Origin of the sequence: Bradyrhizobium sp. RDM12 (assembly GCF_051917485.1) — a bacterium.
In the GTDB taxonomy this organism is placed as follows: Bacteria; Pseudomonadota; Alphaproteobacteria; order Rhizobiales; family Xanthobacteraceae; genus Bradyrhizobium.
In genome coordinates, this window is the sequence record NZ_CM133064.1 from 3759641 (window position 1) to 3772501 (window position 12861).

Below are 12861 nucleotides of genomic sequence, written 5' to 3' on the forward strand. Positions count from 1 at the left end.
GGAGCAAACCATGCTGGCTGATCGCATCGAGGCAAAATGGATCGACGCGTTTTGCGAGATCTTTGAGCGTTGCGCCATCAAATCCGGCGATACCGCGGCGATCCTCTCGGAGACGCAGTCGCGTGCGTTGAATGTACACCTTGCAGAGCTTGCGCTGTTGCGTATGGGGGCGAAGCCTTTTCATGTCGTCATGCCGACGCCACGCAATCGGAATATAGTTCCGGTCCGCTCGACCGGCGCCAGCGAAGCGATCCAGAAGCTTGGGCCGGTCATCACGGCGCTTCAGCAAGCGGGCTTCGTGGTGGATTGCACGATCGAAGGCCTGATGCATGCGGTGGAGACGCCTGAGATACTGAAGGCCGGCGCGCGGATCCTGGTGATCTCCAACGAGCATCCCGAGGCGCTGGAGCGGATGGTGCCGGATCCGGCGCTGGAGAAGCGGGTTCGCGCCGCGGCAAAGATGTTGCGTGGGACGAAGCAGATGCGGATCACCTCGAAGGCCGGCACGGCGCTCGACGTCGACATGGTCGGAGCATCCACGGTCGGCGTGTGGGGCTGGACCGACAAGCCCGGCACGCTGGCGCATTGGCCGGGCGGCATCGTCGTCAGCTTTCCCAAGAGCGGGACGATCAATGGCACGCTGGTGATGGCCCCGGGCGACATCAATCTCACGTTCAAGCGGTATTTGACGTCGCCGGTGAAGATGACGTTGAAGAACGATTACGTCGTCGAGCTGGAAGGCGAGGGCACGGATGCCGCAATGATGCGCGCCTATCTCGCCGCCTGGGGCGATCGGGAGGCTTATGCCGTGTCGCACGTCGGTTTCGGCATGAACCCGGGTGCGCGCTACGAGGCGCTCTCGATGTATGACCAGCGCGACACTAACGGCACCGAGATCCGCGCCGTCTCCGGCAATTTTCTGTTCTCGACCGGTGCCAATGAGTTTGCCGGCCGTTATACCGCAGGCCATTTCGACCTGCCGATGATGGGAACGACCATCGAGCTCGACGGTGTTGCGGTGGTGCGGGAAGGCGTGCTTCAGGACGTTTTTGGCTAACTGCGGTCGAGTACCGGCGGGCGAGCAAGATCGAAGTGCCGGAGCAGGTCGACCATGGCCTGGAGGCGCTTTGCGCGATAGGCGTCAACGTCCATGCCGGAATAGTCGAGGAAGCCGGCCCCCGTGCGCAGGCCGATCCGGCCCTCGTGCATGTTGCGTGAAATCACGTCCGGTGCGCGATAGCGGTCGCTGCCGAGCGCGCCCTCCAGATACCGGCTGGCGTAGTAAAGTATGTCACCGCCGCCCCAGTCGATGAATTCGAGCAGCCCGAGCACGGCATAGCGGAAGCCGAAACCGTAGCGGATCGCCTTGTCGATCTCCTCCGCGCTGGCGACGCCTTCCTCGACCATGCGCGCGGCCTCATTCATCGCCAGCGCCTGGATGCGCGGAACGATGAAGCCAGGTGTCGCCGCGCAGACCACCGGGACCTTGCCGATGCCTTCGAGCAGGGCCTTGACCTCGTCGATGATGGCAGGATCGGTGGCTTTGCCGGGCGAAACCTCGACCAGCGGGATCAGATAGGCCGGGTTGAGCCAGTGCACGTTGAGGAAGCGGCGGGGATTCACGATCGCGCCCGAGAGATCATCAACGAGGATGGTCGAAGTGGTCGATGCAATGATCGTGTCGGGGCCGACCTGTTTTGAAGCCGCCCCCAGCACCTCGCGCTTGAGCTCGACGACCTCGGGAATGCCCTCGAACACCATTCCGGCTTCCGACAACGCAGCGCCGCTCTGGCTGGCCGGCACCACCGAAACTCGCCCGATCAGCGGATCAACGTCGGTCTCGGTCAGCAATCCCAGCTTCGAGAGGCTAGCGAAGGTCTTCCTGACCTCGCCGAGCGCGTCTGCCTCCAGCCTGGCGAACTCCTCCGCTGAACGGGCCTTGATGTCGATCATCGTGACCATGTGGCCCGCATAGGCGAATGCGACGGCGATGCCGCGTCCCATGCGTCCGGCCCCGAGACAGGCAATGTTGGCGCGACGGGTCATCGGTCAGTACCCCCCATGAAGCAGTATCTGCAATTCGGCCTTGTGAAGCTTGCCAAGTCCCAGCGTCTCCAAGGTTCGGCCGCTCTGCGCAAAATCCTCGCCGCAGATCGCGCCGCCAATGGCCAGGAAAGCCTTGGCGAGCGGTGTGGCCACGCCCGCCAATTCGGCGACCGAGACCAGCAAGGATAACCCAAGCCGCAGATCCTCCCGCATGTAGCGGTGCTCGGTCAGCACGATCCGCTCGCGCCAGTCGCCGGAATCCGTCAGGCGATCATGTGAGCCACGGCCATACATCCAGATCTCGCCTTCCTTGGCGTAGTGATGGGCGAGCGGAAAATGCGGTGCGCCATATCCAAGCGCCTCGCGCACGGCGATCCTTTCGGCATCGAGTGCGTCGGTCACCCGTCGGATCGCGGTCTGCGTGCCCTCCTTGTGGATATCCCACCGCTCGAAATGCTCGATGGGGCCCGCATTCATCACGATCAGCGGCGGATGAATGATGCAGCCCGCATTCATCAGCGCGCCGGATAGTGCGTCACCGCACGGCTCGATCACATCGGGGAAGGCGCGTCCAATCACTTCAAGCGCGTGTGGCGCCTGATCGAGCGGGAATACGCCGACCGGCAGCCGCTTGGCCCGGATGGTGATCGCGACCTCGAATGGCCCGTGCTTGCGGGTGAGCCATGGCAGCGTGCCGGTTTCAGCGAAGCTCGCTTTGGCACGATTGCCGGCGTCGCGCGCAGCCTGGGCAAAGATCATCGAGCCGAATGTCGCGGGCGGCAGAAACACGACCTGACCGTCCTGCAGATGCGGAGCGAGAAGCCGGGCGATGTCCTGCTGAGCGAAGGCAGGGGCAGGGCACAGGATCAGCTCGGTATCGCCAACGGCTTCGGCGAGGTCGGTGGTCACCAGCGCCAGCTTCACGTCGTGCTGGCCATTATGGTCCTTTACGAGGATGCGGGAGCCGGCGGCACGGTGTGCTTTGACCTGTTCTGCGTCACGGCGCCATAGCCGGACCTCTTGCCCCGATAGCGCAAAATCGCCTGCGGCCGCGAAAGAGCCGTTCCCCCACCCAGAACCGCAATCTTCAAGATGTCTCTCCTTGCGCGCGTGACTGCGCATCAAGCTGCTTCAGCAGGAAATGCTGAACCTTGCCAAGCGCCGTGCGCGGCATGTCGGCGACGAAAACGATGTCGCGCGGAACCTTGTAGCGGGCGAGCTGAGCCTGAACGTGTGCTCGCAACTCATCTGCTTCAGGTCGGCAGCCCGATCGTGGGATGACATAAGCGATGGGCACTTCGTCCCAGCGCGGGTCCGGCCGGCCGATCACGGCGCATTCGCTGACGTCTGGATGTTCGAGCAGCACCCTTTCGACCTCGGCCGGATAGACGTTCTCGCCGCCGGAAATGATCATGTTCTTCTTGCGGTCGCGCACCCAGAAGTAGCCGTCCGAGTCACACAGCCCTATATCGCCGGTGCGATACCAGCCGTCGTGCAGCGCATCGCGTGTGGCGTCCGCATTGCCCCAATATTCGAAGAAGACGTTGGGGCCGCGCACCGCGATCTCGCCTGGCGCGCCCGCCGGCACCTCGTTGCCGGCCTGATCGATCACTTTTGCTTCGCAGCACAGGCCGGCAAGCCCGGTCGATCCCGTGCGCGACAGGTCGCCGCCGAGGCGAGTATAGACTGCGATGGGGCAGGTTTCCGTCGAGCCATAAACCTGGAGCACCGGCACGCCGCGCGCGACGAAGCGATCGATCAGGTGTGGCGGCACGATGGTCGAGCCAGTGGCGACGGCCTTCAGCGATGAGAGATCGGTCGCGGCCCAGGCGGGGTGCTCGCTGACGGCCTGGATGATCGCCGGCACCATGACCGTCAGGGTCGGCCGATCCCGTTCGATGGCCGCAAGCGCCGTATCCGGGGTAAAGCGAGCGTGGATTAAGACGGTCGCGCCAAGCTGGAGCGCCGCAGTCGTCTGGATGTTGAGCCCGCCGACATGGAAGAATGGTAACACCGTCAGCACATGATCGTCCGACGTCATATTGTGCATGTGCTGGCTCATGACGCCATTCCAGAACAGCGCCTCCTGGCGCAGCACAGCACCTTTCGGCCGCCCTGTCGTTCCTGACGTATAGACGATGAGCAGCGGGCAGGAGAGATCGGCGTGCGGATTGCGTCCGCTGCCTCCTTACGCGCCAGCAGGCTTTCGAACGTCATTCCGCGCGGTGGCACAAAATCGAGGCCGATGACGGTGGTCCCCGGTGCGAGTTCGGCAAGAACTCCATCAAATGCCTGCTCGAGCACCAACACCTTGGCTCCGGCGTCCTTGAGGATGAAGAGTTGCTCGGCGACAGCCAACCGCCAGTTCAGCGGCACCAGCATCGCTCCGAGCCGCGCGCATGCATAGAGCAGGACCAGATAGTCCGGCCGATTCAGGCTCAAGATCGCGATGCGGTCGCCGCGGCCGACACCGAATTCCTTCTTCAAGCCTGCTGCAGTCCGATCGATACGATCGGCGAACGTCGCGTAGCTCAGCCGCTCCCCCTCGAAGACGATGGCGGTCTTGTCTGGCGAAAACGCCGCATTGCGATCGATCAGACTGCAGAGGTCCACCGTCAGTCGTCCGTTTCGCCTGCCTCGTACAGCGCCTCGCGACCGATTCGGTCGAGGCAGAGCTCGGCCGTCCAGGGTAGCATCAGCGAGCCGCAGCGGCTATCGCGATAGATGCGCTCCAGGGGTAGCGAGCGGAGCATCGCCTGCCCCCCGCAGGTACGGATCGCAAGCGCGGCGAGCTCGTTGGCGCCTTCCATCACCGAATATTGCGCGGCATAGGCCCGCAGCACCTGCTCCTTGCTCGGGTTGGCACGCGCTTCGGTAACGGCCTGGAACCAGATCGCCTTGATCTGCTCGAGCTTGATCTGCATCTGCGCGACCGCGATCTGCTTCGTCGGGTACATCCGGCGCTTGACCGGAGGCGTGCCCTGCACCTCGCCGCGCAGATAGCGCACCGTGAAATCGTACGAGGCTTGCGCGAGGCCCATATAGGTGGGCGACAGCGTCAGGAACATATGCGGCCAGCGCATCGCCGCCTGAAAGTAAACGCCGCGCGGCATCAGCGCAGAATCGACCGGCACGAAGACGTCTTTGAACAGCAGCGTTCGCGAGACTGTGCCGCGCATACCGAGCGGATCCCAGTCGCCGACGACGGAAACGCCTTGCGACTTCGCAGAAATCGCAAGGTAAAGGGTGTTGCGGCGCGAGGCCTTTTCACCTTCCTCGATCTCCGTGCAGAGCACGCCGTAATAGTCGGCGTGGCCGGAGAGCGAAGCGAAGATCTTCTTGCCGTTGACGATCCAGCCGCCTTCGACAGGCTTTGCTTCCGTGCCGAAGGCAACGCCGCCTGCGGCCGCCGCGCCACCTTCGGAGAAGGGCTGCGAATAGATCGCTCCGTCCTCGACGATGCGCTTGTAGTGGACGGCCCGCCGCTTTTCGTGTTCGGCGCGGGTCTCCGCATCCATGTCTAGATCATCGGCCAAAGGCCCCGACCACAGCGTCGAACAGACGTGCATGTTCCAGGTCAGCGCGGTCGCGCCGCAATAGCGGCCGATCTCCGCCGCTGCCAGGGCGTAGGTCTGGTAGTTCGCTCCCAGCCCGCCGTGCTTCTTCGGCACGGCGATGCCGAGCAAGCCGACGCGGTGCAGATCGCGATAATTCTCGGTCGGGAACACCGCCTCGCGATCGTAGGCGGCGGCACGACCTGCGAACACGGTTTGGCCGATCTCGCGCGCCCGCGCGATAATCCGGGCTTGTTCGTCGCTCAAGCGGAATGCGACGGGATCGAAGATCGGCGCATCCAGCGCGACGTTGTCGCTCGTGCCAATGGTCTTGCTGACTTGCATGGTCATGGCGCAGTCACCCGTGTTTTGCAGCGACGGAATCGACGAAGCTGCCGAGGGCCTTGTCGAAGGCATCAGGCCGCTCAAGGTTGGCGAGATGGCCAATGCCGGGGAGTTCGACATATTCGGCGGCGGGAATGTAGGTCGCCGTTTCCGCCATCATTGGTGCAGGCGCGTTGTTATCTTTGGAACCAGACAACAGCAGCGTCGGCACGGAAATGTCCTTCAGCGTGCTGCGTTGGTCGAACCCGATCAACGCCAGCATCATGGCGCGATAGCTCGCTTCGGGCACACTCCCCATGCACTCGCGCGCAAGCTCCATTCCCCCGGAATCAGGATCGTCGCCGACGAGCTCCTTCACCAGGGAAGGTGCCAGCGATTTCATGGTCTCGCCGCGATCGAGCGGATCCAGGCGTGCCGCGATGAACGTCTTCTGCCAGTCGCCGTCGGCCTTGCCAAAGGCCGGGCTGGTTTGCGCGAGGACGACCGCGCGCGCCAGTTTCGGCGATTGCACTAGCCATTTCTGGACGATCATGCCGCCGATCGAATGGCCGACCAGAATAGGGCTCGTCGCCCCGATCTGCTCGATGAATTGCTGGAGCGCATCGGCCAGGCCAGCGATGCTGACGCTGGCGAGTGGCGCCGAGCCGCCATAGCCCGGCATGTCCCACGCGATCGCGCGGAAACGATTGCCGAATGTGGTAAGCTGCTGCCGCCAGGCCCGCGCTGCACCGCCAATGCCATGCAGGAAAATCAGGGGTATCGCATCCGGATCGCCCGCCGCTTCATAGGCGAAGCGTCCGTCCTTGTTATCATTGGCGCAGGCTGCGACACGCGACATCCTTTTTGCTTGCCCCCGGCGATGCTAACAGGCCTGTGGGGGATGGGAAGCGATAATTTTATACTTAAAGCAATTTTCAGGCCGATCGCTCCTGCGTGGGGTTTGCGGGCGTCAATCCGCGCTTTCGTTGCAATAATTTGAAGGTTAAAATATATCGGAGGAACGATCAGCAGATATTGAGGGAGCCCGCGTATGTCCGCATTGCCGCATTCGCCGCACGCGCTGGTGACCGGTGGAGGTCGCGGCATCGGCCGCGCGATCGCGGCGTCCTTCTCGACGCTGGCGCCACCGTGACGGTGCTCGGGCGGAACGCGGCTACTCTCGAAGAGGCGGTGAACGCAGGCGTTGCACATTATGCCGCCGTTGCCGATGTCTCGGACGAAGCTGCACTAAAGGCAGCAATCGCCGCGGCGCATGCGCGAAAGCCGATCGATATCCTGATCGCCAATGCCGGCAGCGCCGAATCCGCGCCGTTCGCAAAATCGGACAGCGCCCTTTTTGCGCGCATGATGGACGTCAATTTCATGGGGGTTGTCCATGCTATCAGCGCAGTGTTGCCGGGGATGAAGAACCGCCCCTACGGCCGCATCGTCGCGATTGCATCGACGGCCGGGCTCAAGGGCTACGCTTACGTGAGCGCGTACACGGCGGCGAAGCACGCCGTGGTCGGTCTCGTGCGTTCGCTTGCGCTGGAGATGGCCGGCAGCAACGTGACCGTGAATGCGGTCTGCCCCGGCTTCACCGACACCGATCTGGTCGCGGGCAGCATCGATAACATCATGAAGAAGACCGCGCGAAGCCGCGAACAGGCGATTGCCGAACTCGCCAAGTATAATCCGCAGGGACGCCTGATCAGGCCTCAAGAAGTGGCAAATGCCGTACTGTGGTTGTGCAGTGAGAACGCTGGTGCGATCACCGGGCAGGCGATAGCGGTCGCCGGTGGCGAAATCTAGCGTACGTGGCCGAGGTGCGGAACAAGGAAGCTAAGGAGATCGCATGAGCAGACCAGCCAATCCCGTCACCGTGCCGCTTGCGGACTATTCGCCGCGACACTTCCTGCTGGCCGTGGTCGACGCCGTTGCCACTGTGACGCTCAATCGTCCGGAACGAAAAAATCCGCTGACCTTCGAGAGCTACCGCGAATTGACGGATTTCTTCCGTGCCTGCGCGTTCGACGACGCGGTGAAGTCCATCGTCGTCACCGGTGCCGGCGGCAATTTCTCGTCCGGCGGTGACGTGTTCGAGATCATCGGCCCGCTGGTGAAGATGGACACCAAGGGGCTGACGGCGTTCACGCGGATGACCGGCGATCTCGTCAAGGCGATGCGGGCGTGCCCGCAGCCGATCGTGGCCGCGGTCGAGGGCATCTGCGCCGGTGCCGGCGCGATCATCGCCATGGCGTCCGACATGCGGCTTGCCGCGAGTGGGGCCAAGGTCGCGTTCCTGTTCAACAAGGTGGGTCTCGGCGGCTGCGACATGGGCGCCTGCGCGATCCTGCCGCGGATCATCGGCCAGTCCCGCGCTTCGGAGTTGCTATACACGGGCCGATTCATGACCGCCGAGGAGGGCGAGCGCTGGGGCTTCTTTAGCCGCATCGTCACACCGGAGCAGGTGCTGCCCCAGGCGGAGTTGCTGGCCAAGCAGGTCGCGGAAGGGCCGACCTTCGGCAACACCATGACCAAGCGGATGCTGGCAATGGAATGGGCAATGTCGGTGGAGGAAGCGATCGAAGCAGAGGCCATCGCCCAAGCCCTGTGCATGACGACGGCCGATTTCGAGCGCGCCTTCGAGGCCTTTGCCAAAAAGGCCAAACCGGTTTTCAGAGGCGACTGAGCGGCCTTTTCCTGCGGACGGCCTGGAAGGGGACTTGCCAGAAATTATTTTAGGCTTAAAATAGTTTTCATGGCCGGGTGAATTGGCGAGGCTCCCATGAAAGTCGCGATCATCGGTGGCGGACCTGCAGGTCTTTACGCTGCAATCCTGCTCAAGAAGCAGCGCCCGAACGCCGACATCGCAGTGTATGAGCGTAACCGCGCCGACGACACGTTCGGCTTCGGCGTGGTGTTCTCGGATGCCACGCTCGACAATTTTGAAAAGCACGATCTTCCGAGCTACCGCCGCATTACCCAGGAGTTCGCCTATTGGGACGATATCGCCGTGCATTTTCGTGGCACGGTGCATCGGGTCGGTGGTAACGGATTTTGCGGCTGCTCGCGGCAAAAATTGCTGCTGATCCTGCAAGAGCGCGCGCGCGAACTCGGTGTCAGCCTCAATTTCGAGGTGGAGATCGATGACGAGTCGCGCTTCGCGGATGCCGACCTCGTCTTGCTCGCCGACGGCATCAACAGCCGCTTTCGCGAGAAACATGTCGAGCACTTCCAACCGGAAGTCGATCTCCGGACCAACAAATTCGCCTGGATGGGCTCCACCAGGCCGCTCGATGCCTTCACCTTCATCTTCCAGGAGACGGAGTGGGGGCCCTTTATCGCCCATGCCTACCAGTACGAAGCCGGTCACTCGACCTGGATTTTCGAGACCGATCCGGAGACGTTCGAGCGCGCGGGCCTGGCAGGGCTGAATGAGACCCAGTCCGCTGCACGAATGGCCGATATCTTCGGCTGGTTCCTCGATGGGCACAAGCTGCTCACCAACCGGTCGACGTGGCGAAACTTCCCAATGGTCCGCAGCAAGCGCTGGGTCAAGGACAACATGGTGCTACTCGGCGACGCCAAGGCGACCGCGCATTTCTCGATCGGCTCGGGAACCAAGCTCGCGATGGAAGATGCGATTGCGCTGGCCGACGCCATGGCAAAGGCACCCGACATCAAAGCTGCACTGGATGTCTATGAGCACGGCCGGCGCGAAGAAGTCGAGAAGACCCAGCACGCGGCCGACGTCTCGCTGGTCTGGTTCGAGCATGTCGACCGCTTCTGGGATTTCGATCCCGTGCAGTTCGCCTTCGGCGTGATGACGCGCTCGAAGGCGATCACCTATGACAATCTAAAGCTCCGTGCGCCCGATTTCGTCGCTGAAGTCGAGAAGTCATTCGCCAAGCAGGTGCGCAGCAAAGGCTTTGACGTCAACACCGACAAGCCGATGGTGCCGCTATTCCAGCCGTTCCGACTTCGCGAGATGGAGATCGCCAATCGTGCCGTGGTGTCGCCGATGTGCATGTATTCGGCGAAGGAGGGTGTTCCCGGCGATTTCCACCTCGTGCACTACGGCTCGCGCGCCATCGGCGGCGCCGGCCTGATCTTCACCGAGATGACCTGTGTCAGCCGCGATGCGCGGATCACACCCGGCTGCGCCGGATTGTGGAATGACGAGCAGGAGGCCGCGTGGCGGCGCATCGTGGATTTCGTCCACGGCAACTCCGCTGCGAAAATCTGCCTGCAACTCGGGCACGCTGGCCGCAAGGGCGCGACCAAGTTGATGTGGGATGGCATTGACCGCCCGCTGGACGAAGGCGGCTGGGACGTGGTCTCGGCATCGCCGCTGCCTTACTTCCCCGACAGCAAGGTGCCGCGCGAACTTGACCGGGCCGGCATGAACGCGGTGCGAGCTTCGTTTGTCGCGGCGGCCGAGCGCGGCGAGCGCTGTGGCTTCGATATGCTGGAATTGCACTGCGCCCACGGCTATCTGCTCGCGAGCTTCATCTCGCCCCTGACGAACACGCGCGCCGACCAATATGGCGGCTCGCTTGAAAACCGGCTGCGCTTCCCGCTCGAGATATTTGAGGCTCTGCGGGGTGTGTGGCCGAAGCACAAGCCGATGTCGGTGCGCATCTCCGCGACTGATTGGGCGGATGGCGGCATCACCGGCGATGATGCGGTGGCCATTGCGCGTTCGTTCGCCGAGGCCGGTGTCGATCTCGTCGACGTCTCGACAGGGCAGACCGTGCGCGATGCACAGCCAATCTATGGCCGCATGTTCCAGACGCCATTCTCTGATCAGGTCCGCAACGAGGCGCGCGTGGCCACCATGTGTGTCGGCAACATCACGACCGCGGACCAAGCCAACACCATTTTGGCCGCCGGCCGGGCCGACCTCGTCGCGCTCGGGCGGCCGCATCTGGTCGACCCCTTCTTCACCATGAAGGCGGCGGCCTGGTACGGCGCAAACGACGCGTTCTGCCCGCCGCAATATCTGCCCGGGAAAGACCAGATTTTCCGCAATAGCGTGCGCGACCGGCTGGATATCGAGGAGCTGAGAATTAAGGCTAAGCCAAAGACCCGGGCCGAGCTCAAGGCGGAAGCGACAAAGCCGCTTGCGGCGGAGTGACCGCCCGTGCGACTTTAACTCCGTTGCCTGCGTAGCGAGTGGAGTTAAGGGCGATGAAGGCGATTATCGTCGGCGGCGGTATCGGTGGTCTCACCACGGCGTTGATGCTGCGGGCCCGCGGCATCGGTTGCGAGATTTTCGAGCAGTCCGATACGATCCGCGAACTCGGCGTCGGTATTAATACGCTGCCGCACGCCATGCGAGAGCTTGCCAGCCTCGGCCTGCTGCAGAAGCTCGATGACGTCGCGATCCGCACCGACCAGCTCTACTACCTCAACCGCCATGGCCAGGAGGTCTGGCGCGAAGCCCGCGGGGTGGACGCCGGCCACGACGTGCCGCAGTTCTCGATCCACCGAGGCCGCCTCCAGAGTGTCATCCACCGCGCCGTCGAAGAGCGGCTTGGGACGGAGGCGATCCACACCGGCCGCCGGCTGGGCGCTTTCACGCAGGACGAGGGCGGCGTCACCGCTTACTTCTTCGATCGCACGGGTTCGCATGTCCATACCGCGCGCGGCGATATTCTGATCGGCGCCGATGGCATCCACTCACGCGTGCGCGACACGCTGTTTCCAAACGAAGGGCCGCCGTGCTGGAACGGCCTGATGCTGTGGCGCGGCGCGCGCGATTGGCCGCTGTTCCTCACCGGCAAGTCAATGATCGTCGCCGGTGGCCTCAACGCCAAGGTGGTGATCTATCCGATCGCAGAAGGATCGAGCCCGGCGAGCCGTCTGACCAATTGGGCGGTGCTGGTGAAGGTGGGCGAGGGGAACGCGCCGCCACCACGGAAGGAGGACTGGTCACGCCCGGGCCGGCGCGAGGAGTTGATGCCGCATGTCGCGCGCTTCTCCGTGCCCTATATCGACGTGAAGAGCCTGATTTCGGCGACGCCGGAGTTTTACGAGTATCCCACCTGCGACCGCGATCCGCTGCCCTACTGGTCATCCGGGCGCGTCACGCTGCTCGGCGATGCCGCGCATCCGATGTATCCGGTCGGCTCCAATGGCGCCTCGCAGGCGATCCTAGATGCGCGCTGTCTTGCGGACGCGCTTGTGCGCGCCGAGCATCCGCGTCAGGCCTTGATGGAATATGAGAAGAAGCGTTTGCCGATGACGGCGGATATCGTTCGCTCCAACCGCCGCGGCGGTCCCGAGGGCGTCATCGACGCCGTCGAGCAGCTCGCGCCCGACGGTTTCGACAATGTCGACAACGTGCTGAGCTATTCCCAGCGCGAGGCGATCGTGCGTGGCTACGCCACCAAGGCCGGCTTCGCCGCCGTGCCGGGACTTGCGGCGGTGCGCGCTTAAACCGCGCCGCTAGCCGGCGCCGGGAGGCGGCGGCAAGAAGTGGATGTTGAATTCGGCGGCCATCGCCACCACGTCCTCCGGCTTCTGTTCCTTCATGTTGTGAAGGCCCCAGAACAGGTCGAACAGCTTTTTGGTCGGCGAGACCCAGAACAGCACTTTTGCGGTCTGGTCCGATTTGTTGAAGATGCCGTGCGGCACGCCCATGCCGAGGCGGATCAGATCGCCAGGCGTTGCCTGCGCCTCCGAATTGCCGAGCATGAAGTCGAGCTTGCCCTCCAGCATATAGAGATATTCGTCCTGGTCGGGATGGATGTGCGGCGGCACGAACGTGCCCGGCGGCAGCGTGGCGTGCCAGGAGAAGCTGTTCTCGGTGTTGCTCTTCGGCACATAGGTCTGGCCGAGGATGTTCCAGGAGATGCCCTGGATCCCCTCATTGGCCCGCGTGATGCCGGTGATTTCGCTCTTCATTGCAGTCCTCCCTTAACGCGACGCA

General features: G+C 63.3%; 7 protein-coding genes and 4 pseudogenes. 5 read left to right on the plus strand and 6 right to left on the minus strand.

Annotation, left to right across the window (positions count from 1 at the left end; all coding sequences use genetic code 11):
• Positions 1–10 precede the first annotated feature (10 nt).
• Positions 11–1057, plus strand: a complete 1047-nt coding sequence (locus ACTGJ9_RS18160) for a peptidase M29 (RefSeq protein ID WP_456678159.1) — start codon at positions 11–13, stop codon at positions 1055–1057.
• On the opposite strand, the gene ACTGJ9_RS18165 is transcribed toward ACTGJ9_RS18160, so the two are convergent.
• The 5 genes and pseudogenes from ACTGJ9_RS18165 to ACTGJ9_RS18185 form a co-directional block, all read right to left on the minus strand.
• The gene (locus tag ACTGJ9_RS18165) at positions 1054–2046 is read right to left on the minus strand and encodes a 3-hydroxybutyryl-CoA dehydrogenase (RefSeq protein WP_456678160.1); all 993 of its coding nucleotides are present in this window, start codon (positions 2044–2046) and stop codon (positions 1054–1056) included. The two genes, ACTGJ9_RS18160 and ACTGJ9_RS18165, sit on opposite strands and share 4 nt — an antisense overlap.
• Positions 2047–2049: 3 nt before the next feature.
• Positions 2050–3137 (minus strand): annotated as a pseudogene (locus tag ACTGJ9_RS18170) (NAD/NADP octopine/nopaline dehydrogenase family protein).
• A pseudogene (locus ACTGJ9_RS18175) lies at positions 3134–4659 on the minus strand (class I adenylate-forming enzyme family protein). Before ACTGJ9_RS18175 ends, ACTGJ9_RS18170 begins: the two co-directional pseudogenes overlap by 4 nt.
• Positions 4660–4661: 2 nt before the next feature.
• The gene (locus ACTGJ9_RS18180) at positions 4662–5951 is read right to left on the minus strand and encodes an acyl-CoA dehydrogenase family protein (protein WP_456678161.1); all 1290 of its coding nucleotides are present in this window, start codon (positions 5949–5951) and stop codon (positions 4662–4664) included.
• A 7-nt stretch (positions 5952–5958) separates the two neighbouring features.
• A pseudogene (locus ACTGJ9_RS18185) lies at positions 5959–6776 on the minus strand (alpha/beta fold hydrolase).
• A 199-nt stretch (positions 6777–6975) separates the two neighbouring features.
• Between ACTGJ9_RS18185 and ACTGJ9_RS18190 the strand changes: the two are divergent.
• The 4 genes and pseudogenes from ACTGJ9_RS18190 (at position 6976) to ACTGJ9_RS18205 (ending at position 12368) form a co-directional block, all read left to right on the plus strand.
• Positions 6976–7736 (plus strand): annotated as a pseudogene (locus tag ACTGJ9_RS18190) (SDR family NAD(P)-dependent oxidoreductase).
• Positions 7737–7779: 43 nt separating this feature from the next.
• Entirely contained in the window at positions 7780–8616 is an 837-nt protein-coding gene (locus ACTGJ9_RS18195) for an enoyl-CoA hydratase family protein (RefSeq protein ID WP_456678162.1), read from the plus strand.
• A 96-nt stretch (positions 8617–8712) separates the two neighbouring features.
• Positions 8713–11064, plus strand: coding sequence for a bifunctional salicylyl-CoA 5-hydroxylase/oxidoreductase (locus ACTGJ9_RS18200; protein ID WP_456678163.1), 2352 nt, complete (start codon positions 8713–8715; stop codon positions 11062–11064).
• Between the two features lie 53 nt (positions 11065–11117).
• Positions 11118–12368: a flavin-dependent oxidoreductase gene (locus ACTGJ9_RS18205; protein ID WP_456678164.1), complete on the plus strand. Its 1251-nt coding sequence runs from the start codon at positions 11118–11120 to the stop codon at positions 12366–12368.
• 9 nt (positions 12369–12377) lie between these two features.
• Here ACTGJ9_RS18205 and ACTGJ9_RS18210 read toward each other — a convergent pair whose 3' ends face one another.
• Complete coding sequence (locus ACTGJ9_RS18210) at positions 12378–12836, minus strand: cupin domain-containing protein (RefSeq protein WP_148752669.1); 459 nt, start codon at positions 12834–12836, stop codon at positions 12378–12380.
• Between the last annotated feature and the right edge of the window lie 25 nt (positions 12837–12861).